The sequence below is a fragment of the Xenorhabdus aichiensis genome, from assembly GCF_028598775.1.
Classification (GTDB): domain Bacteria; phylum Pseudomonadota; class Gammaproteobacteria; order Enterobacterales; family Enterobacteriaceae; genus Xenorhabdus; species Xenorhabdus bovienii.
Window position 1 is genome coordinate 1 of record NZ_JAQRFO010000023.1, and the last position, 22,802, is coordinate 22,802.

A 22,802-nucleotide genomic window follows, 5' to 3' on the forward strand; every position below is an offset into this window, starting at 1 on the left:
TCAATTAGCCAGAGAAGCCACCCCGTCGGGTGGCTTTTTTGCGTTTGTGAAAAATTTAAACATGAGAAAATCCACCTGACGTGAAGGTTGTCTGCGGTGCCGAGTGTAGGACAAAATTGTTGAATATGATTTTGAACATTGCGCAAAGTGCGACAGCTCGAAGGGGGAACGGCAGGAAAGTCCTTGATCAACTGCCAGAAATCAATTTAGCTAGAGAAGCCACCCAACAGAGGTGGCTTTTTTGCGTTTGAGAAATTTTATTCGTTATTTTTACGAGTATAAGCCGCCAATACTGTTCTTTCTGATAACTCTAGATAATCTTTCATCTTTTTAGCTGCTAATTCTGTCTGACCAGAATCTAAAAGCTCCAGTATATATGCATTTTTATCAATATAAGGGGCATACAGTAGCTCAGGATCATTCAAAAGCCCAAAAGCCAAACGAAGTTCTGCTGAGATATTGCGGTAGAAAGCAATCAATCTTTCACTGTCAGTTAATTCCACAATTGCGGTATGAAAACGCATATTTGCGGTGCCGACGCCAACCCAATCTTGGTTATTTCGATACAGTTGAGCACTGGTCACAGCCTCTTTCATTTTGGCAACGCTGGGGTGCATGGAATATGCCTGAGTGAGAGCTTGACATTCAATCAGCCGTCGAACCCGATAGATATCAATAATGGATGCAATATCGGGAATCGCTACAAATACACCGCGATTGGGCTGATATTTCAGCAATCCTTCTTGAGTTAGAACGCGGAATACTTCACGTAACGTATTGCGTGAGATCTCAAGCTGTTCACTGAGCGCGGCTTCTGATAAGCGTTGCCCGGGTAACAACTCCCCAATAACCAATTTATTCCGTATTGTTTCAGCAATTTTTTTACTCAAAATTTGGGGAGAACTCTCTTTTTTCATAGTCATCCATTGGGTTTATAGCTGAGAAAAAGCGCCTTCGATGATCAAAAGTTAATCTTCACACATTCCCTGATAACCAGCAAGTTACCGACATTGGATCATTATAGGGAAACGTATTGCACTGAAATGATGCATCTTAGTGTTTTCCTTGATGATAGATGCTGAAAAGTGATCTGTATTGAACTTTTATAACCCATAAAACGATTCTATTTGCTCATTTTCTCAACATGATCTATTTATTGTTCAACAATTATATGTGAATTAGTTAACAACATAGTTATTTAGTTCCACAATGGTACGAATATTGCTTAGGAAATAATAAATACGATAACAATGACAGGGAAACATGGCCTATGGCAATACAGGAAACAGTAAAACATGAAACGGTTAACTTTGCGGTAAATCGGCGGTCGTCTTTAATGGCCGCGGTTTTTTTGATGGCAACATCGGCGATTGGGCCGGGTTTCATTACGCAAACAGCAACATTTACTGCAACGATGGGCGCCGCTTTTGCTTTTGGTATTTTGGCCTCGATCCTGATTGACTTTGTGGTACAGCAAAATATTTGGCGAATTGTTACCTTAACTAAGATGCAGTCGGCCGATATCGCCAATGCAGCGATCCCCGGAAGCGGTTATTTATTGGCTGCACTAGTGATGTTTGGAGGATTGGTTTTCAACGTCGGTAATATTGCCGGCGCTGGATTGGGGTTTAATGCTCTGATTGGTTTAGAACCTAAATGGGGCGGATTATTAAGTGCCTTGATGGCGATTTATATTTTTACCTCGAGTAAGGCTGGGGTTGCCATTGATCGGATTATTGTCGTATTGGGCGTAGTTATGATAGGGCTGACCCTGTTTGTTGCGATAGTTTCCAATCCTCCAGTGGGGGAGGCGTTGCGGCAAACGGTTCTGCCTGATGACATCAATTTTGCGACTATTACGACAATTGTGGGGGGAACAGTCGGTGGTTACATATGCTATGCAGGAGCCCATCGTCTGCTGGATAAAGGCATGACAGGCGTAGAGAACATTGATGCTGTATCCAGTGCGGCAACTAAAGGTATTTTGGCAGTAGGGCTGATGCGCTATTTTTTATTTTTGGCAATATTGGGAGTGGTTGCCAGTGGTGTCACACTCGATATTGCCAGTGAAACGGCAAATCCTGCTTCACAAGCCTTTCAGGTCGTAGCGGGTGAATTTGGGTTGCGTATTTTTGGCTTGATTCTGTGGTCTGCGGCAATCACCAGTGTTATTGGAGCGGCTTATACCTCTATCTCTTTTGCCCGCGTATTTAAAAAACAATTGACTGATCGTCAGCTCAATATCGTTACTCTCTGTTTTATTACCCTCTCATTAGCAGTTTATTTATTGATGGAAACACCTCCAGCCGCTTTGCTGGTGTTTGCAGGCGGTTTTAATGGGCTGATTTTACCCCTTGGTTTGACCATCTTTGTTTATGTTGGCTGGAAACGGGCTGATCTCATGGGAGGATACCATTATCCCCGCTGGTTACTATGGTCAGGGTTCATCACCTGTGTACTGACATGGTATATGGGAGCGATGTCTATTAGTTCAATTTTCGCTTTTCTGAAAGCAGCTTAAGAGAATAATCATGATAAAAGCAATTGATTTAAATAGTGATCTTGGTGAAAGTTTTGGTCAGTGGAAGATGGGTAATGATGCAGAAATGCTGGGTATTGTCAGCAGCGCAAACGTTGCTTGTGGTTTTCATGCCGGAGATCCGGTAGGTATTTTGCAGACACTTAAATCTGCAAAGGAAAACCAAGTTGCTATCGGAGCCCATGTATCTTATCCCGATTTAGTCGGTTTTGGTCGGCGTAATATGGATATTGCCAGCCATGAATTGACAGCAGATGTGATTTATCAGATTGGTGCTCTGCAAGGTTTGGCTCTGGCTGCAGGAACAAGTGTTCGTTATGTGAAACCGCATGGTGCGCTGTATAACACGATAGCTAATGATGAGCGCCAGGCACTTGCTGTTATTGAAGGGATTTTGGTGATTGATCCTAACCTTGCTTTAGTTGGATTGGCGGGATCAAACATCCTCCGGTTGGCACAGGAAAAGGGTTTGAAAACTATTGCAGAAGCCTTTGCGGATCGTGCTTATACCGCAGCAGGGGAGCTAGTTTCTCGTCGTGAAGCTGGTGCGGTGTTGCACGATGCGGATCTTGTGGCGCAGCGCATGTTGCAATTAGTGACTGAAGGTGGGGTGGACTCCATTGATGGCAAATTCACCCCTATCAAGGCGGATTCCATATGTGTACATGGGGATAGTCCGGGGGCTTTGGATATGGCAAAACAGGTAAAAAAAGTTCTGCAACAGGCAGGGATTACCATTCAGTCATTTATCCACGCATAACCATACGGGTTTATGATTTCAGGAGATCACTTTGCGTTTTTTACCTGTTAATTTCAATACAATACTTGTTGAACTCAGTGGATTGCCAGAAACACTGGCGTTGTTTGATTCACTGAGTATTGCTCCTGTATTGGGGATTGAAGAGATTATACCTGCGGCGAGAACCCTGATGATTCGTTTTCGTCCAACGAAAATCTCAATTCACCAACTCGTGGCAGAAATGGGTCACCGTGACTTGCATGAGTGCAGTTATTCTCAAGGAAAACAGATTGAAATTCCGGTGCACTATAATGGTGACGATTTAGCGGAAGTTGCTGAAATATTGGGGTGTACGGTTCAAGACGTTATCCGCCAGCATACCGAAAACGAATATACAGTGGCTTTTAGCGGATTCGCGCCTGGTTTTGCTTATATGGTGTCGGATACGGCACAGTGGAATATTCCCCGTCGGCAAACACCAAGAACCCGTATTCCTGCTGGTGCGGTTGCACTGGCGGGAGAATTCAGTGGTATTTACCCTCAGGCGAGTCCCGGTGGTTGGCAGATTATCGGCATCACAACCGAACGTATGTGGGATCTTTCCCGTCCTGATCCTGCTCTATTACAGCCGGGTTATCGTGTCAATTTTCGGGATGCTGGACGTGCCACTGTAACGGTAAGTTTGCCAGAAACCTCACGCACTAATCCGGTTTCTCAATCTGAAACTTCCCGCTATTTAGAAATCCGGAGTATGGGATTGCAAACCCTATTTCAAGATTTAGGACGTTTGGGTAAATCAGGATTGGGAATATCAGAATCTGGAGCGATGGATAAAAGTGCTTTGCGAAGTGCAAACCGTATTGTAGGGAATTCTTCCGAACAAGCGTGTCTGGAAATCGTGCAGGGTGGTTTTAAAGCTATCGCCTGTGGGCAGATGATGGTTGCTGTTACAGGTGCGCTATGTCCAATTGAGATCAAAACTCCGCAGGGTGAACTCATTCATGTAAGTGCTTACAAACCCATTGATTTAAATGATGGTGATGAAATTATCTTGGGAAGACCTGATGCGGGAACGCGTTGTTATTTGGCCGTGCGGGGTGGTTTTACGATCCCCTCCGTATTATCCAGTCGCTCATTTGATACGCTATCTCATATCGGGCCTGAGCCACTAAAAGCCGAAGATAAATTGGCCGTGGGAACAACATCTCATTGCTCTGCGGTGTCTTTCTCTGAGACGCCTGCTTTTGTGATGCCGAATAAAAATGAGGTTGTGGTATTGGATGTACTCCTTGGCCCTCGCACTGACTGGTTTACTCAAGAGTCGATTGATTTATTACGAAACCAGATTTGGCAGGTGACGCCACAATCCAACCGGATTGGCTTAAGATTAAATGGTGAGTGCTCACTATCACGCATTAAGTGCCAAGAACTGCCTAGCGAAGGAACCTGTGCCGGAGCCATCCAAATTCCTGCCAGTGGTCAGCCAGTGTTGTTTTTGTCTGATCATCCATTGACAGGAGGATATCCCGTCATTGCTTCTGTGGCACATTATCATCTTGATCTTGCTGGTCAGATCCCGGTCAACGCTAAAATTCGATTTAATCCCATCAGACAATTCCACGAAATATCAGGGAGTGAAGACTTGCTATGAACACCACTGTGAACAATATAAATAAGAATCCAAACAAAGTGCTGATTGCCAATCGTGGTGAGATTGCCGTTCGTATTATTCGAGCCTGCCGTGATTATGGCGTGCAGACTATTGCTGTTTATGCGGATGCTGATATTAGTGCTCAACATGTGCAATTGGCAGATGAAGCTTACGGTTTATCGGGGAATAGCTCCGCAGAAACCTACCTCAATATTCCACGTTTATTGGCGATAGCGAAGCAGTCGGGGGCTACGATGGTGCATCCCGGATATGGGTTCTTGTCTGAGCGAGCTGAATTTGCCCGTGCCGTTATGGACGCAGGATTGATTTGGATTGGCCCTAACCCTGAAACCATTGATGAACTTGGCGATAAGGTTAAGGCTCGTAAGATCGCCCACAAAGTTGGTGCGCCATTGGTCGTTGGTACGTCGGAGCCAGCCAAAGATGCGCAGGAAGTTGTCGCTTTTGCGGAGGAACATGGCTTGCCGATTGCGATTAAAGCGGCATTTGGCGGAGGGGGGCGTGGGCTGAAAGTCGCTTGGCGGCTGGATGAAGTGGAAGAACTTTATCACTCGGCAGTGCGTGAGGCGACAGCCGCATTTGGCCGTGGCGAATGTTTTATCGAACAGTTTCTTGATAAACCGCGTCATATAGAAGCACAGGTTATTGCGGATAAACAGGGCCATGTTGTGGTGCTTGGCACCCGTGATTGCTCCTTACAGCGCCGCAACCAGAAATTAGTGGAAGAAGCCCCGGCACCATTTTTGACTCAACAGCAACGGGAGCGTATTCATCAGGCGGCAAAAGCGATTTGTGCGGAAGCCAATTATGTGGGAGCGGGTACAGTTGAATTCTTACTAAGCGCCGATGGAACACTCTCTTTTTTGGAAGTGAATACTCGCTTACAAGTAGAGCATCCTGTCACGGAGGAAACGACAGGCATCGATCTCGTGATTGAGCAGTTGAAAATTGCGGAAGGCCATCCATTGAGTATTCAGGAGACGCCAGTTCCAAGAGGCCACTCATTTGAGTTTCGTATCAACGCTGAAGATGCAGGCAAAGGTTTCTTACCGATGTCAGGGACTATCAGCGAATTTACCCCGCCTTCCGGCCCCGGTATTCGTCTGGATTCTGGCGTGATCAGTGGCTCCACTATTCCTGCGACCTTTGATTCTCTGATGGCGAAGTTGATTGTCACAGGCACAACCCGCGAACAGGCTATTTCGCGCGCACGTCGGGCACTACGGGAATTCAAAATCCGTGGTGTGGCTTCAGTTTTGTCTTTTCATCAAGCCGTGATCGAACATCCTGATTTTGTTTCTGATGATGTCTTTAATGTTCATACCCGTTGGATTGAAACGGATTTTGTAAATGAGATTGAAGCGTTACCACGTCAGGTTGTGACAGAAGATAACAGCATCACGCGTACATATATTGAAATTGATGGCCGCAGGCATGAGCTCGGATTGCCTGCCGATTTATTAGCGGGGTTTTCTCATTTGGCGCCGGTTGGGGAACAGCAATCTTCCCAGTCTGCAATAAAGGAAAAAATGCCGGCAGACTCTCGTCAGGTGAAAGCACCGATTTCCGGTATCTTACATTCTTGGATTGTGAAAGAAGGTGAACAGGTCAATGAGGGAGAACTCATTGCCGTGATGGAAGCCATGAAAATGGAAGTGCAAATTAATGCACACCGTGCAGGGAAAATCACATTCTGTGTACAGGCAGGGGATTATCAGGATGTAGAAAGCATTCTGGCTCATATTGAATAGCGGCTGTCACTATGAATAAGACTACTTTGTATCGGTAGGAAATACCCGCCAATATAGGCGGGTAGCGGTGTTATACATTCCTCATATGTTCATTTAATGTATACAAAATGAATGAATTAACAGAAACTTGCTGTTCGGCAGCGGCTCGATTTAATCGTTCACCGAATGACTCTGGATATCGTAACGTAAACGTTTTTGTTTTCTCACGCTGCTGATAAGGTTCTATGTCAGCCTCTCTGCAATCAGATAAATATTCATCGAGTGAGATGCGCCCCTCAGCGTGCAATCCTGCGATACTGTCGGCGACAAAATCACAATAACCTGATAGCCCTACAAATTTACCTCGGAACATGTTTATTTCTGGTACATAACTAATAACAACTGGTTGTCCGGCTATTTCCATCATATTGATATTTTGTTTATTCATGGTGTGACTCCTGCACTTTCCAGCCATTCCCGTAAGCCAGCCACAGCACCTTTGTCTGTATCTGGTGATGGGTGAGGACGGTGGAAATTTGCTATTTTGCCATTCAGTAAAAATTTGCATCGTGAGCCGCGGCCTTCTTTAACTTCACCGCCCAATGCCTTAATCAGAGATTCTATATCTGACCATTTAATTCCTGCTGGAACCGGCGTTTTAAATATTTGTTCTAACGTTTTCTGCTGTCTCGTTCGGAGCGCTGAAACTTGTTTATTCATTCCTTGCATCCCGACTTCAAGTAATGAAGTCATCATAGATATCTGGAAACTTGCAGTCAAATGATGAAGTCACAAAAAGACAAAAAATTAATCCGCCAACATGGGCGGATATTATTAGCCAGTTAATTATCTAAGGACTTGAGAGAGCTACAGCGTAAACACCCCAATCAAGGCAACCACACTCAAAATAGCGGCTGCTCCATAAAACACCCATTTACTGGCTGGGATATGGATTTGCAGATCGTGCATACCGTGGTGTAGACGGTGCATTCCGCACCAGAGCGGCAGGCTGATCATCAGTAACAAAAAAATGCGGCCAATGAAACTCTGGCAGAATGTCAGAACACGATCATAAGAGAGTGCTTCCGGTGCCAATCCCAACGGGATCAGAAAGCCCAGCAGCAGAACCATCGCCGGACCAACAATGGCGCTCCACATGCCACCGGCACCAAATAGACCCCAGAAAATCGGTTCATCGGAACGCTTAGGTCGTTGATTCATCAGATCCTCCTAGGGGTTAGTAAAATAGTGCAACGCCGAGAATCACGGCGGTGGCAATGATAGTGATCGCCCACAATAGTTTGATAATCGGCTCTGGTGACATTTTTTCATTTTTGACAATGATATTGAGCGCTTTCGGAGCCAGTTCAAACCACGTTTTCGTATGCAGCAAGGTCGCCAGCAAGGTGATGATATTAATCACCAGTACCGCCGGATGTTGTAGAAAAGAGATAAAACCCGCCCAACTTTCTGAGCCATCTTTCAGGGCAAACAGACCATAGAGCACCAGCAGGCTGAACCAAATGGCGGGAATGGCAGTGCCTTCGCGTATCATATAAAAACGATAGAAGCCTAATTTATGCCACCAATGGGATTCCATACCGCGCACATAAGGTTTACGTTTAGTCGTCATTACTCTCTCCTCCCTTATTGTGGTTTCAGCATGGAGATAAGGAAATCTTTGGCACTTTCTGCTTTGCTCTGTTGAATGGCACCCGCCGGATCGACGTGTTTCGGGCAAACTTCAGAGCAGTAACCGACAAAAGTACAAGACCACACGCCATTGTCACTGTTGATCTGAGGCATACGCTCTTTCTTGCCGTGGTCGCGGCTATCAAGGTTATAACGGTGTGCCAGCGTGACTGCGGCAGGGCCGATAAATTCAGGATTCAGGCCGAACTGCGGGCAGGCGGCATAGCACAGGCCGCAGTTGATACAGCCTGAAAACTGGTGATATTTCGCCATTTGTGCAGGTGTTTGCACATTCGGGCCATCAGCGGGCTTGCGATCATTGCCAATGATATAAGGCTTGATAGCTTCCAGACTCTCAATAAAGTGAGTCATATCGACAACTAAGTCTCGTTCAATGGGGAAGTTGCCGAGCGCTTCAATTTTCATCCCTTGCGGATAATCGCGCAGAAAGATTTTGCATGCCAGTTTTGGCACTCGGTTTACCATCATGCCGCAGGAACCGCAGATCGCCATGCGGCAAGACCAGCGGTAAGACAGATCGGGAGCCAGATTGTCCTTAATGTAGCCTAACGCATCCAGCAAGGAGGTTTGCTCATCATAAGGCACCTCGTAGGTGACGAAATGAGGTTCGCTGTCGATTTCCGGGTTATAGCGCATGACTTCCATTTTCAGGTTTTTCATCTCAGTCATTCGCCTGCTCCTTCTGTTGTTTCTCTTGTGCTGCGGCTTCACCACCATAGACCCGCTTCGCGGGTTTGGATTTAGTGATTTTCACATCACTGTACTCCAAACGTGGTGCACCTTCTGGGTTATAGAACGCCAGCGTATGCTTCAAGAAATTCTCATCATCACGCTCTGTACAACCTGCATCAAGGCGCTGGTGGGCTCCACGGGACTCTTTGCGGTGCATGGCGGAATGCGCCATACATTCAGCGACATCCAGACCAAAGCCCAGTTCAATCGTGTAGAGCAGATCAGTATTGAACACGCTGGAACGGTCAGTGATTTCGATATGCTTGAAGCGTTCCTTCAGCTCCGCAATTTTATCCATGGTTTTCTGCATCAGCTCTGGAGTACGGTAAATCCCGCAGCCTTCTTCCATTGAAGTACCCAGTTCATCACGGATTTTCGCCCAGCGCTCACCGCCTTTCTGATTCAGCAGTTTGTTGAGTTTATCTTCGATATCGCGGGTTTGTGCATCCAGCGCGTTTTCATTGGCAGGTGTGGCTTGTTGAATATGTTTGACGGCTTCTTCACCTGCCAAACGGCCAAATACCACCAGTTCTGCCAGTGAATTGGAACCGAGGCGGTTTGCCCCATGCAGGCCGACGGAAGAGCATTCGCCAATAGCAAACAGCCCTTTGATGCGGGTTTCACACTGCGGGTTAGTTTCGATTCCGCCCATGGTGTAATGTGCCGTTGGGCGAACAGGAATCGGTTCTTTAACCGGATCAACACCGACATAGGCTTTTGCCAACTCACAGATGAATGGCAAGCGTTCGAGCAGTTTTTTCTCACCTAAATGGCGCAGATCCAGATGAACCACATCACCACGCGGCGTCGCGATAGTCCGGCCTGCCTGCCATTCATGCCAGAAAGCCTGAGAAACTTTGTCTCGCGGCCCCAGTTCCATATATTTGTTTTCGGGGTGGCCAAGGGGCGTCTCTGGCCCCATCCCATAATCCTGTAGATAGCGGTAGCCATCTTTGTTCACCAGTATGCCACCTTCACCACGACAGCCTTCTGTCATCAAAATACCAGAACCCGGCAGGCCAGTTGGGTGATATTGTACAAACTCCATATCACGCAGTGGTATGCCGTGGCGGTATGCCATTCCCATGCCATCTCCCGTGACAATGCCGCCATTGGTATTGTAACGGTATACGCGTCCTGCCCCGCCCGTTGCCATAATGACCGCATTGGCACGGATCTGAACTTTCGTTCCTTCCATCATATTCAGTGCCACCAAACCGCGCACCTGACCTTCATCTATCAGAATATCGAGCACAAAGTGCTCATCAAAGCGTTGTATTTGTGGGTATTTCAGGGAAGTCTGGAACAGAGTATGGAGCATATGAAAGCCGGTTTTATCTGCGGCAAACCATGTCCGTTCGATTTTCATGCCGCCGAAACGACGCACGTTCACGGAACCGTCTTCCTTGCGGCTCCAGGGACAGCCCCATTGCTCCAGCTGGATCATTTCTGTCGGGCAGTGTTTGACGAAATACTCAACCACATCTTGTTCACATAACCAGTCGCCACCCGACACGGTGTCATTGAAGTGAAAGTCATAGGAGTCATGGGATTGAGTGACGGCGGCTGATCCACCTTCTGCGGCCACGGTGTGGCTGCGCATGGGATAAACTTTTGAGATCAGGGCAATCTTGAGCTGGGGATTGGTTTCAGCAGCGGCGATGGCTGCCCGTAGGCCTGCGCCCCCGGCTCCGATAATGGCTAGATCGGCATTGAAGGTTTGCACTGCGCTTCTCCATTGTTCAAGTGGGTGGTTCAAATAAAATGAGTTAAAATCGGCTAAAGGACCCCATGCGTTATCACTCGTCACTTTCTTTATCTGTGTTATTTCACAGTGATAATTTTTCTTGTTTAAGCGAGTGTTATTGATAATTTGTTATGCTTTAACGATTTAGGGTCACTATCTGTTACTTTTTGTATGGATTAAGTATAGCCAATTGTAAAGAGAGTAAATTTGATATAAATGCGGATTTTGTGGGATTTTGCCGAAATAATGTGATCTAGATCATTCTTCTGTGGTTTTTTAAATTATTTATATAGGAAATTATTCTTATTATAAATATAAGTAAAATCATTATGAAATATTTGTTAATACTATCTGGAATAATGCTACGATAGCGATCTTCTTATTTCCAGAAAATAGTATTACTTTTTATTTTCGACAATAGAAAATTAGATTAATTTCTTGGGGTTTTTCTGGCGGTTATTTTTGTTTTTTGTACAGAAAACATTATATTAATAATAATTTTGGATTGTTTTTTAATTAAATATTTTTATCAAAATCATTAATTAATGTTTCGTTATAGAAAGTCAATTAATCCGAACTTTATGATTTTTTTGATATTGTTCTCACAGCAGTATTGCAATTCATAGCGTATAAATTTTGGCTTAATGTTTATCAAATTTTATTTTTTATGTCCTGCTATTTTCCACATATAGGACAGGGGTATTCTGTTCACTGGTATAGCGGAGAGTGGCAAGTAAAAATGATATTCACTAATCTGATGTTGAAAATTTGTCTAGTGGACTTGATATGAGTAAACTGCGCGTTTTGTTTTGTTTTGGAGTCATTGGAACATGAATGAAGTCGCGGATTGGCAGCCAAGTGCCCCTATCGCCAATTTATTGAAAAGGGCGAAGATTCTTGCGGAGATACGGCGCTTTTTCGCAGATCGTGGGGTGTTGGAGGTTGAAACCCCTGCCATGAGTCAGGCGACCATCACTGACATCCATCTTGTGCCTTTCCAGACACGGTTTGTCGGGCCGGGAGCGGCGGATGGCTTGACTCTGTATCTGATGACTAGCCCCGAATACCACATGAAGCGTCTTTTGACAGCAGGAAGTGGTTCCATTTATCAGATGGGTCGCAGTTTCCGTAATGAAGAAGCGGGCCGTCACCATAATCCTGAGTTCACCATGTTGGAATGGTATCGTCCACATTACGACATGTACCGCTTGATGAATGAAGTGGATGATCTGTTACAGCAGATCTTAGATTGCGAAAGTGCAGAATCCCTTTCTTACCAGCAGGCGTTCATTCGCTATCTGGAGATTGACCCGCTTACCGCGAGTAAAGAAAAACTGCGTGAAGTGGCAGCGAAGCTCGATCTCAGCAATATCGCTGATCAGGAAGAAGATCGGGATACCTTGTTGCAACTGCTTTTCACTATGGGCGTTGAAACGCATATCGGGCTTGAAAAACCGACATTTATTTATCACTTCCCGGCTTCACAAGCGTCTTTGGCTGAAATCAGCAAGGAAGATCACCGTGTTGCAGAGCGTTTTGAAGTCTATTTCAAAGGCATGGAACTGGCGAATGGCTTTCGTGAACTGACTGACAGCCATGAACAGCGCCTGCGTTTCGTGCAGGATAATCGTAAGCGTGAAGCGATGGGATTGCCGGTTATGCCGATTGATGAACATCTGCTTAAAGCCCTTGAACACGGGATGCCTGAATGTGCCGGAGTCGCTTTGGGAGTGGATCGCCTGATCATGCTTGCGCTGGGCGCTGAACGGATCAGTGAAGTGATTGCTTTTCCGGTCGGGATCTCCTGACGCAACTATTGGCGTCAGGGGGTTTTAATCCAACGATTTTATTGCTAAAGGCGCAGCTTCTGGCTGCCCCTTCATTGCTAGTGTTGATTATTTATGTTCGTGGCGTTTTTCCAGAAATTTCACGGCTAAATCAGGGAAATCGGTGAAAGCACCATCAACATTGGCTTTATCGAAAACGATATCGAATAATTGATTACCGCTGGTGGCATATTTTGGCAGTTGATCGACACGGATAGTGTATGGATGAACGGCCAAATGGCTCATATGGGCTTCTTTCACCAGACCTGTCAGCTTAATGTTGCTTGGTGTGGAATCATCGGAGATGAGCATATGGTAATCAGGGCCAATGCCATCGGCATATTTTGCCACTTCTTTCATGGCACCCGGTTTAAACATCCAGTCATAACTATAATTCACCCATGAGCCATCTTGTTTCTGCTCATAAGTTTCTTTCCAGTCGGTGTAAGCGATGAGCTGTATCAACTTCAGATCCATGCCCATTTTCGGTTCCAGCTCATGTTTGATGCGTTTCAGTTCATTGGCATCAAAGCATTGCAGATAAACTTTATCGCTCTTTTTGGTGTAGCCGTATTGTTTCAGGACTTCCAGTACCTTGGCGGTGATATCTTTACCTTCCTGGCGGTGGAACCATGGAGCTTTGATTTCAGGGTAGATACCCATGTTCTTGCCAGTAGATTTGTTCATACCTTGAATAAACTCAATTTCTTCCTGAAAAGTATGAATGCGGAAATCTGATTTCCCCATTGGGAAACGTCCGGGATAGCTTTGTACTCTCTTACCCTCCTTGATATCAAAACCTTCGGTAAATTTCAGGGACTTAATTTCCGGTAAGGTAAAATCAATAGCATAGTAACGGCCATCAGCACGGGCACGGTTTGGAAAGCGCTCTGCCACATCTGTTACGCGGTCAAGATAATGATCATGCAGCACGATGAGTTCATTATCTTGGGTCATGACGAGATCTTGTTCCAGATAATCAGCACCTTGTGCATAGGCCATGGCTTTGGCAGGCAGTGTGTGCTCAGGCAGATAGCCGCTGGCTCCGCGATGGGCGATCACAATCTTATCTGCGGCATGTGCAATACCGGACATCGACGACGCTAACAGCAGGCCTGCCATGATGGTTTTGATAGGGGTTTGCATTGGGGTTCTCCACATTTATAGTAATGTATAGTAATAAAAATCTTAAATAAAAATGATGTTATTTTTTTAGCTTGTTTTTTTAAAACAGCAAGAAGAATATGATGATTATTCAATGCAGCTTTTTATATAAAATAACGACATAACACAATGCTGAATACTGATTTTATCAGTGGTATGTCACAGTTTTATGACAGTAATGTTCATTCTTTAAACGTGCTGTTGATGTTGTATTTTTGATTCAATACGATATATAAATAGGTAAACTAATAATGTCATAGATTTGGTTTGGTTTTATAAATGTTTAATCTAAATAACTACTTGGAAATAAAATGATTATGGCCATGAAGAGAAAATATATAAAGTAAAAATCAGTAATATATTTAACCAAATACGACGTGAATAAGTAAACCTGTAATAAGAAACAATGAATTAGTTAAGTCAGTTGGATTTGGCAATTAATCTTTCAAGTAACCGCAGTATTAACAATGATACTGCGGTCAATTTTACGTGTAATTACCGTTTGTGTGACGGTAATTTACTGGCTAGCTATTACGAGCGATTTCCTGCTTATGTTTACTCTCGCTTAACATGACAAACAACAGCAGAACGACGGACAGGGCACTGCCGCCGATCATGACCATGAATCCGCCGTCCCAACCGAAGAAGTCAACGGTATAACCGACAATGATACTGGCGGCAACCGAACCACCGAGGTAGCCAAACAAACCGGTAAAGCCTGCCGCTGTTCCCGCTGCTTTTTTCGGTGCCAGTTCAAGAGCGTGCAGGCCAATTAGCATCACTGGGCCGTAAATCAGGAAGCCGATAACCAGCATGCAGAGCATATCGATATTTGGGTTACCCGCCGGGTTCAACCAGAATACGATGGTGGCGATAGTCACCAGTGTCATAAAGAATACGCCAGTGGCACCACGGTTGCCCCTGAACACTTTGTCAGACATCCATCCACACAGCAGCGTACCGGGAATACCTGCATATTCGTAGAGGAAGTAAGCCCAGGACGATTTATCCATAGCAAAGTGCTTCACTTCTTTCAGGTATGTTGGTGACCAGTCGAGGATACCGTAGCGCAGCAGATAAACGAATACGTTGGCAATCGCGATCATCCACAGCAATTTGTTAGGCAGAATGTACTGCAAAAAAATCTCTTTTGCAGTCAATTCCTTTTCATTTTTGTCCGTATAGTCAGGCGGATAATCGTTTTTGTACTCTTCGATCGGCGGTAAACCACAGGATTGTGGAGTATCGCGCATCAAGGAAAATACGATAATTGCGACAAGGATGGCGGCAAATGCAGGCATATAAAATGCGGCTTTCCAGTCCTGAAACCACGCCATACCCAGCATGAACAGTAACGGAGGCAAGCCGCCACCAACGTTATGCGCACAGTTCCAGATAGAAACGATCCCACCACGCTCTTTCTGTGACCACCAATGAACCATAGTACGGCCGCAGGGAGGCCAGCCCATGCCCTGGAACCAGCCGCACAGAAATAGCAGGACAAACATGATGGCAATGCTGGAAGTTGCCCACGGCACGAAACCCATAAACAGCATCACTGCTGCTGCGAGTATCAAGCCGGCAGGTAAGAAAACACGTGGATTGGAACGATCAGAAACGGAACCCATGATAAATTTTGAGATACCGTATGCAATCGAAATCCCTGACAAAGCGAAGCCAAGATCACCTTTGGAAAAACCTTGTTCCGCTAAGTGAGGCATTGCCAGTCCAAAATTTTTCCTTACTAAATAGTAAGCCGCATACCCAAAGAAGATCCCCATGAAAATTTGCCAGCGAAAGCGACGATAGAGTGGATCTATTTCTTGCGCGGGCAGCCGGGCTTTGTGGGGTGCCGGTCTAAAAATACTTAACATGTTTGTCTCCACATGACTTTTGGTGTTAGCGAATGACCATCTCTGAGCGATGATGATGTTAAACGAAGAATTCTCATTAACTATTTTCTATATAGAAGGAAATAATAGCCAAAACAATATGCTATATCTGTGATGTATCGCTGACCTGTAGATATGATTTCGCAAAGACCGCAATTTTGAGTGATTTGTTAGAGTTTTGAAATATAATTTACTGATATTATAGTGACGCATGTCACAATAAAGCGCTTTGCTTGTTATTTGTGAGCGTTTAAAGTTCGTTTATGTTCTTTTTTTAAAATTAATCCATATTATTGGCAGGGGTTAATACTCAGTAAATATAAAGTTGTAAAAATATGAAATTATATTTTAATAAAATCATACAGACATAAATTCATAAATAAAGTGTGACATTTATCGTCGGGATTTTAACGAATGATCACTATTTCAATAATGCCTCTGTTTAGCTGTGTCGTTTATTTTTATTTACATGTTTGGCGTTTTTTATAACGCAATTACAAATAAAGTGTTTGAATTTATAATTCAAAATAGTAGATATTACTCTAAATAGTTATTCATATTCATGATGTCAGTTATCATGAGGCTTTGAATCTCTATTTTGTTAAATAATATAATAATATCAAAGCTATACTAGATTGTATAAGGCGTAATACACTCTGTTAGCCAATAAATAACCTCTTTATTTTTAGGTTAATTAATTAAAGATTACAAAATAATATTAGTTAATAAAATTATTAAATTAGCATGAAATTTTATGCAATTTATTTTTCCTATTCAGTTGAATGTCGACATAAGGTATTTGCAATAGCTGAGTGTAGGCGAAAACTGAATGTTAACGACTAACAGCATTGATGTCTCCATTCATCATAAAAAGTGATGAAATAAAATGGAAGACAGAAAGAGAACATCATTATGAATACACACACACACAAGGCAATATTACACACAGCATTCACTGAGCAAACATCTTCACCCGATGACAATATTAATAGTAATAATATCAGTCATAGGATAGCAACACTTGAACCCTGGTTTGATAACGTGCCATCTCGCTTGGCAAAACTGGCGAAAACGATACCGAATGACATTGCGGTTTCTGATCCCTATGAAATCTTGGCATTTGGTGAATTACAGCAGCGTGTTGAAAATGCAGCAAATATTTTGTATCAGTACGGTGTTAAAATGGGGAGCAACGTTGCCATTGCTGCCGAACGGGGAATTCCGTGGTTTGTTACTATGCTGGCGGTTTGGCGAATTGGGGCGGTATATATTCCCCTCAATACGATGATGCCAGAAAAACGTCTGAATGATATTCTCGCCAGCCTGTCGGAAAGTGTTCTCGTATCGGATGATACGGTATCTGCGGGGCTGAAGGCATCAACATTAATCCCTTTGCACACCCTCCTGAATAACACCAGTGAAATAATTAATGATGAAATAACAGAAAACATCGATATGCCTGTATTGGGTGATCACCCGGCTTATGTGATGTTCACTTCTGGCTCTACTGGATTGCCAAAAGCGGTACAGGTGCAGCATGACAATCTGGCTGCCTGCCTGTGTGCATTAGGCAAGTTACTGTCAGTCAATCAGCATGATTGTATGCTTGCCCTGACGACCTTTTCTTTTGATATCTCATTGGTGGAATTACTACTGACTGTCGTTCATGGCGGCAGTATCTACATTACATCAATCGATACTCAGCGTGATGCGCAGGCGTTGTCACAAACGCTGTCTGATCCTCAATTCACTTTTGCACAAGCGACGCCGGTCACTTGGTTAATGGCCTTGAATGCTGGCTGGAAACCGCGTTCAGAGATGAGCATGATTTGTGGGGGAGAGGCGTTGTCACAGGATCTGGCTGATCAACTAACGGCATCCGGTGGCACTTTATGGAATCTCTATGGCCCAACCGAAACCACTATCTGGTCAACAGCATTTCGTATGAGAAAAGGAGATAAGGTTCAATTGGGTGGGCCGATCCCCGGCACAACCATCACCATTGTAGACAAATATTTGCGGCCGGTGCCGAAAGGAACGGTCGGTGAAATCCTTATCGGTGGGCTTGGGGTGACGGCTGGATATCGCAATAACCCAACCGAAACGGCCAAACGATACGTCCCCGATATGACACAAAAAGGTAAAAGAGCATATTTGACCGGAGATATGGCACGTATGCTTGAAGATGGCTCTCTCATTTATATGGGAAGGCAGGATGATCAGGTGAAGGTGCGTGGATATCGAATCGAGTTGGGCGAGATTGAAACCGCATTAAGAAAACAAAATGGCGTACAGGATACGATTATCCGTGTTGTCGGCAGTGGCGATCTTGCCAAGATTCAGGCGTTTGTACTGTTCGATCCCAATAGGGTTGTACCCGAAGAGTGGGTACATGAAACTCAGGTTTCACTCAGGGAAATTCTGCACGAAGCCTGGATACCTGCCGAATATTATCGTATCCCTTATATCCCACTGACAAGCAGTGGCAAACGCGATAGAAAACGGTTAGACGAAGTCGCAGAGCGGTTGAATGCCAGCTATGACGTTGTACTGCCTCAAACAGAAACTGAAAAACAGGTTTATGCAATTTGGCGTGACCTGCTGGCGACAGACGTATTGGGTGTCACCGATAATTTCTTCCAGGTTGGGGGGCATTCTATTTTGGTTGCCCGCATGGTGGAACGGATTGAGAAAGCCTTTTCACTCCGGATACCGATTTCAGGTATCTATGTTGAACCTACGGTTGCCAGAATCTCCTCTATTCTGGATGAAATGATGGAAGCATATCAGGCAAATCCGGCTAGCGCTGGGGGAGTCTATCATAGTGAGGCATTAATTCAGCAACATGCAGAAACGCTCAGAAAGGATGTCTACCTGAAAGAAAGCGTGCGCCCTGATGGCCTGCCTCATGCTAACTGGTATCAGCCGGATACAGTATTGCTCACCGGAGCCACAGGATATCTTGGTTTGCATTTGCTGGAGCAATTGTTGAAACAGACTGCGGCCAGAATTGTCTGTTTGTGCCGTGACTCTGATGAAGAACACGCACGAGACAGAATTAAGGCCGGGTTTGACAAGTACCAGATTGATGTTGCTAACGGGCTTGAGCGCGTAGATTTCATTATCGGAGATCTGGGGCAGCCACGCTTTGGCTTGTTACCGGAAACATGGGCACAGCTCGCTGAAAACGTTGATGTGATTTATCACAACGGGGCGTTGGTTAACTTTATCTATCCTTATAGCGCATTGAAGAGCATTAATGTCGATGGAACCCGAACCGCGCTGGAATTTGCCTGCACAGCACGGCTGAAACATTTCCATTATGTTTCTTCCGTGAATGCCCTGTTTGCCACAGAATCACCCCGTCCATTTATGGAAGATGATCGCGTTATGAGCGAGTCGGTACGAGATCCTTCAGGTTACTCAGGCAGTAAGTGGGTATCTGAAGGGATCATCAATATTGCCCGCCAGCGAGGCGTACCCGTCAGTATTTATCGTCCGGGTCTGATCCTTGGGCATACCCGCACAGGAGCTGCACAAGGCAATGATTATCTCGTTGCTTCCCTGAAAGGTTATCTGGCAATGGGCTTTTACCCTGAGCATGGATTGCTGCTTGATATTGTACCGGTTGATTATGTCGCTGCATCGTTGGTTCATATCTCCAAGCAACCGAAATCCGATGGTAAATTCTTTAACTTGTTTAATCCGGTTCAAGTCTCTATCCGGCAATTTTTCGATTGGGTACAGGAATTTGGTTATATCCTCAACCCAGTCCCCTTCAATGAGGGTAAAGAGAAGATCCTTGCACTGGATGATACACACCCGTTGTATCCATTGATCCCATTGATTAGGGACATGACAGAGAAACCTTATCGAGCGTTAGATCCGGTTTATGTTCATGAAATTCACCCAGAACTGGAGTTGAAGCAAACGCTGGCATTATTGGCCAACACTGACATTAAATGCCCCGTCATTACGGCAGGATATGTCCATCAAGTATTGCAATATTTGATAGATACAGGTTTCTTACCCGCAGCACTGCCAGAAAACTTCAAACCGGAGGCCTATCTTGGAACAGCTAACAGGAAACGAAGCCATGAATTGGATAGTGGTCGTGAACAGCAGAAAAAAGTATTCGGTCTGGCCTGAGGCCTATGTGCTTCCAGTCGGGTGGGTGGCAATCGGGATGATAGGTTCTAAAGAAGAATGCCTCAATCATATTGCTGGTATTTGGCCGAAGCCAACAAACTAGATGACGGATATTAAGTCATATTAATAAATATTCATTATAAATAGTAGGCATGTTCCAGAAGGAGCATGCCTTTTATTTATTCTTCTATTCCTATCTTGTCAGATAGAGTGCTGTTTATCACAATACTGGTTTTCTTATTCCATTCTATGCGCGTTTTGAGTTCGTTTTTGTTCCTTATCAAACAGCAACTGTAGATTTTGAATATATTTTGCGATTGAAACAGATTCCGCGGAAAATGGCGTTCCATACCCCGTGCCACATGGAAAAAATGGGCTGAGCGGCCTATTCTATTGAATTGACTAAGCGTATTCCGGGCGTTGAGGGTATGAGGCAATTAGGCGTGTTATTTGCCTCATTTTGTGAGGCGAATAGCGTTGTTAATCGCCTCACCTTGTGAGTAGAATGCGTTGATTATTTGCATCATGAGGTGAATGTCTAATGTGGATTTGGCAGCACGAAGATTGGCCTGATTTTCAATGGGACGAAAGTGTACTGGCGCCAGTTCTGCGACAGATTCATTTTAATCAGGGGCTATTGCTAGGTAGATCTGAGACTGAAAACACAGAGCAGACGACACTTGTTGACATCCTCCCCGTCCTTCAGTTAGCTAAGACACTATTATTTAGTGTCTTAGCTAACTGAAGGACGGGGTTTTTATGGCGTACTAGATAAATTAATACAACCAATCCATGCCCATGCGGTCTGCGGCCATTATTGCTGCATAGACCTGTTCTGGGGTGACTTTAAACGGCATATTGTGAATAGTTTCACCTTCGGCACAACTGGCTTTGGCAACTTCCATGATTTTCTGGTGCAATTTCTCACTGTCTCGCAAGCCGAGTTGCTCCAGTGTGACAGGAAGACCGACTTGAACACAGAAATCGAGCACGGTTTCCAACTCTTCATTCGGGCTGTTTTCCAGCATCAATTGTGCCAGTGTGCCGAACGCCACTTTTTCTCCGTGATAGAGATGATGACATTCCTCCAGCACGGTGAAGCCATTGTGAATGGCGTGGGCAGCGGCAAGCCCCGCACTTTCAAAACCGATACCACTGAGATAAGTATTCGCCTCAATGATATTTTCCACTGCCGGAGTACTGACACCTGCTTCTACCGCGAGTTTTGCCTTATAACCTTCTGCCAGTAAGGTGTCGTAACACAGTTTGGCCAGAGCCAGCCCGGCATTGGATGTCGCACCACCAGCCATCGTTGGTTTATGAGCCGCACTACTTGCCCGGGCTTCAAAATAGGTGGCAAGTGCATCCCCCATTCCTGACACAAGCAGACGAACCGGTGCTTTGGCAATAATATGGGTATCCATCAGTACGATATTGGGATTTTGTGGATACAGCAGGTAGCCATCAAATTCACCCAGTTCGGTATACAGAACGGAAAGGGCGCTGGTTGGGGCATCTGTGGAAGCGATAGTGGGGGAAATGATTACCGGTAATTTACATTCATGCGCTATAGCTTTGGCGGTATCAAGAGTCTTGCCGCCTCCGATCCCAATCACGGCCTGACATTGATTCTTCACTAAAATGTCTGACAGGCGTTTGATTTCGCCACGGCTGCATTCACCGTTGAAGATCTCAAAATGGCTGGTTACTGCGTGTTCTTCCAGACTTTTGCTAACGGTATCTCCAATGAGGCTCATCACGAAATTATCGGCAATCACGAAAACGTGATCAGCAAGCATTTTGGTGTATTGGCCGATGTGAGATAACGCACCTGGCCCTTGGATATATTTGGATGGAGACTGGATCACTTTCAGCATAAGAAATATTCCTTCTTCACTGGAAACTCAACATGAACTGTCATAACACTGGCGTGTGGCAGATCATTAGCAGTTTCGAATAAAAGTATTTGTTTGCCTGTCCGCCAACACTATACGATAAAATATACAGGGAAGTTATGAGCCAAAGCAGGAAATGCGCGATCTGTGAGATAAAATCGAAAGATTTATTTACGCCCTGATTGATTCGGGGCGTAATGTTGCTTCAATGATTGTTGACCAGTGTTTTATCTGTTGAATGAGAGAAGGAAAATTTCAGGATTAAATTCAACAGGATGCCATAAGCGGGCAGGAAGAAAAGCATACAGATGAACAGCTTGAAAGCGTAATCCACCAGAGCAATCTCTACCCAGTGCGTCGCCATGAATGCATCACTGCTGCGATAAAATGCGATAAAGAAAAATGCCAGTGTATCGAGCAAATTACCGAAAAACATGGCGGCAGTCGGTGCTATCCACCAGCGGCGTTTCTGACGCAGGCGATTGAAAACGCCCACATCCAATATCTGGCCGAGGACATAACCCATAAAGCTCGCGGCTGCAATACGGGCAACAAACAGATTAAAGGTTCCTAATGCCCCGAATCCCTGCCACGTTCCTTGAAAAAATAGCGCGGAAATGAAATAGGAAATCAGCAGTGCTGGCAGCATAACAGTGAGGATGATCTTTCGTGCCAATGGTGCACCATAAATGCGTACGGTCAGATCGGTTGCCAAAAAGATAAAAGGAAATGTGAATGCTCCCCAAGTGGTATGAAAACCAAAAATGGAGACAGGCAATTGCACCAGATAGTTACTGGAAGTAATGATCAAAATGTGGAAAAGTGAAAGCCAGATCAACGCCGTGGCTTTCTGCTGCGTGGTCAAATGGAACATATTGTACCTTTTTGATGAATGGGGTAAGGGAACCCAAAAAAACAAACTTTCTTTGCCTGAATTATCAGGTGAAACGCATCATACGCGCGTTGCGCAACAAAAGCAAAGTGCGGCAGTTGATGATATTTTG

The 22,802-nt window shown here is 44.9% G+C and carries 19 protein-coding genes; 8 read left to right on the forward strand and 11 right to left on the reverse strand.

Translation table 11 applies throughout. From position 1 onward, the window contains the following. Positions 1-257: 257 nt before the first annotated feature. Positions 258-917, reverse strand: a complete 660-nt coding sequence (locus PSI22_RS11580) for a GntR family transcriptional regulator (protein WP_273579876.1) — start codon at positions 915-917, stop codon at positions 258-260. Between the two features lie 353 nt (positions 918-1,270). Between PSI22_RS11580 and PSI22_RS11585 the strand changes: the two genes are divergently transcribed. From PSI22_RS11585 to PSI22_RS11600, 4 genes are read left to right on the forward strand one after another with little or no spacing between them, the layout of a single operon-like run. Then, a complete protein-coding gene (locus tag PSI22_RS11585; RefSeq protein ID WP_273579877.1) occupies positions 1,271-2,521 on the forward strand; it encodes an NRAMP family divalent metal transporter in 1,251 nt (416 codons plus the stop codon). Positions 2,522-2,531: 10 nt separating this feature from the next. Continuing rightward, positions 2,532-3,299 (forward strand): LamB/YcsF family protein, encoded by a 768-nt coding sequence (locus tag PSI22_RS11590; RefSeq protein WP_273579878.1) that lies wholly within the window; start codon positions 2,532-2,534, stop codon positions 3,297-3,299. 31 nt (positions 3,300-3,330) lie between these two features. Beyond that, positions 3,331-4,929, forward strand: coding sequence for a 5-oxoprolinase subunit B/C family protein (locus PSI22_RS11595; RefSeq protein WP_273579879.1), 1,599 nt, complete (start codon positions 3,331-3,333; stop codon positions 4,927-4,929). Continuing rightward, complete coding sequence (locus PSI22_RS11600; protein WP_273579880.1) at positions 4,926-6,701, forward strand: acetyl/propionyl/methylcrotonyl-CoA carboxylase subunit alpha; 1,776 nt, start codon at positions 4,926-4,928, stop codon at positions 6,699-6,701. Before PSI22_RS11595 ends, PSI22_RS11600 begins: the two co-directional genes overlap by 4 nt. A 70-nt stretch (positions 6,702-6,771) precedes the next feature. Here the strand turns inward: PSI22_RS11600 and PSI22_RS11605 are convergent, their stop codons facing one another. From PSI22_RS11605 to frdA, 6 genes are all read right to left on the reverse strand, one after another. Continuing rightward, entirely contained in the window at positions 6,772-7,128 is a 357-nt protein-coding gene (locus PSI22_RS11605; protein WP_273579881.1) for a type II toxin-antitoxin system HicB family antitoxin, read from the reverse strand. Beyond that, positions 7,125-7,400, reverse strand: a complete 276-nt coding sequence (locus PSI22_RS11610; protein ID WP_196243558.1) for a type II toxin-antitoxin system HicA family toxin — start codon at positions 7,398-7,400, stop codon at positions 7,125-7,127. The genes PSI22_RS11605 and PSI22_RS11610 overlap by 4 nt, the downstream gene beginning before the upstream one ends. A gap of 147 nt (positions 7,401-7,547) precedes the next feature. Next, entirely contained in the window at positions 7,548-7,904 is a 357-nt protein-coding gene (gene frdD / locus PSI22_RS11615) for a fumarate reductase subunit FrdD (RefSeq protein ID WP_273579928.1), read from the reverse strand. A gap of 13 nt (positions 7,905-7,917) precedes the next feature. Beyond that, the gene (gene frdC / locus PSI22_RS11620) at positions 7,918-8,313 is read right to left on the reverse strand and encodes a fumarate reductase subunit FrdC (protein ID WP_273579882.1); all 396 of its coding nucleotides are present in this window, start codon (positions 8,311-8,313) and stop codon (positions 7,918-7,920) included. Between the two features lie 14 nt (positions 8,314-8,327). Next, positions 8,328-9,062 (reverse strand): succinate dehydrogenase/fumarate reductase iron-sulfur subunit, encoded by a 735-nt coding sequence (locus PSI22_RS11625; RefSeq protein WP_038256325.1) that lies wholly within the window; start codon positions 9,060-9,062, stop codon positions 8,328-8,330. Beyond that, positions 9,055-10,851 (reverse strand): fumarate reductase (quinol) flavoprotein subunit, encoded by a 1,797-nt coding sequence (gene frdA / locus PSI22_RS11630; protein WP_273579883.1) that lies wholly within the window; start codon positions 10,849-10,851, stop codon positions 9,055-9,057. The genes PSI22_RS11625 and frdA overlap by 8 nt, the downstream gene beginning before the upstream one ends. A gap of 851 nt (positions 10,852-11,702) precedes the next feature. Here frdA and epmA point away from each other — a divergent pair. Further along, entirely contained in the window at positions 11,703-12,680 is a 978-nt protein-coding gene (epmA, locus tag PSI22_RS11635) for an elongation factor P--(R)-beta-lysine ligase (RefSeq protein ID WP_238099838.1), read from the forward strand. 87 nt (positions 12,681-12,767) lie between these two features. On the opposite strand, the gene glpQ is transcribed toward epmA, so the two are convergent. Together glpQ and glpT are read right to left on the reverse strand one after the other, a co-directional pair. Further along, the gene (gene glpQ / locus PSI22_RS11640) at positions 12,768-13,844 is read right to left on the reverse strand and encodes a glycerophosphodiester phosphodiesterase (RefSeq protein ID WP_273579884.1); all 1,077 of its coding nucleotides are present in this window, start codon (positions 13,842-13,844) and stop codon (positions 12,768-12,770) included. A gap of 542 nt (positions 13,845-14,386) precedes the next feature. Then, positions 14,387-15,736, reverse strand: coding sequence for a glycerol-3-phosphate transporter (gene glpT, locus PSI22_RS11645; RefSeq protein ID WP_273579885.1), 1,350 nt, complete (start codon positions 15,734-15,736; stop codon positions 14,387-14,389). Positions 15,737-16,666: 930 nt separating this feature from the next. Here glpT and PSI22_RS11650 point away from each other — a divergent pair. From PSI22_RS11650 to PSI22_RS11660, 3 genes are all read left to right on the forward strand, one after another. Beyond that, positions 16,667-19,903 carry an amino acid adenylation domain-containing protein gene (locus tag PSI22_RS11650; protein ID WP_273579886.1) on the forward strand — a complete coding sequence of 1,079 codons (3,237 nt, stop codon included), beginning with the start codon at positions 16,667-16,669 and terminating at the stop codon, positions 19,901-19,903. After that, the gene (locus tag PSI22_RS11655) at positions 19,851-20,006 is read left to right on the forward strand and encodes an MbtH family NRPS accessory protein (RefSeq protein WP_273579887.1); all 156 of its coding nucleotides are present in this window, start codon (positions 19,851-19,853) and stop codon (positions 20,004-20,006) included. Before PSI22_RS11650 ends, PSI22_RS11655 begins: the two co-directional genes overlap by 53 nt. Positions 20,007-20,444: 438 nt before the next feature. Then, entirely contained in the window at positions 20,445-20,648 is a 204-nt protein-coding gene (locus tag PSI22_RS11660; protein ID WP_273579888.1) for a DUF4172 domain-containing protein, read from the forward strand. Between the two features lie 31 nt (positions 20,649-20,679). Here the strand turns inward: PSI22_RS11660 and PSI22_RS11665 are convergent, their stop codons facing one another. Beyond that, positions 20,680-21,780: a glycerol dehydrogenase gene (locus PSI22_RS11665; RefSeq protein WP_273579889.1), complete on the reverse strand. Its 1,101-nt coding sequence runs from the start codon at positions 21,778-21,780 to the stop codon at positions 20,680-20,682. A 223-nt stretch (positions 21,781-22,003) separates the two neighbouring features. Further along, on the reverse strand, positions 22,004-22,672 hold the full coding sequence (locus PSI22_RS11670; RefSeq protein WP_273579890.1) for a 7-cyano-7-deazaguanine/7-aminomethyl-7-deazaguanine transporter: 669 nt from the start codon (positions 22,670-22,672) through the stop codon (positions 22,004-22,006). Positions 22,673-22,802 lie beyond the last annotated feature (130 nt).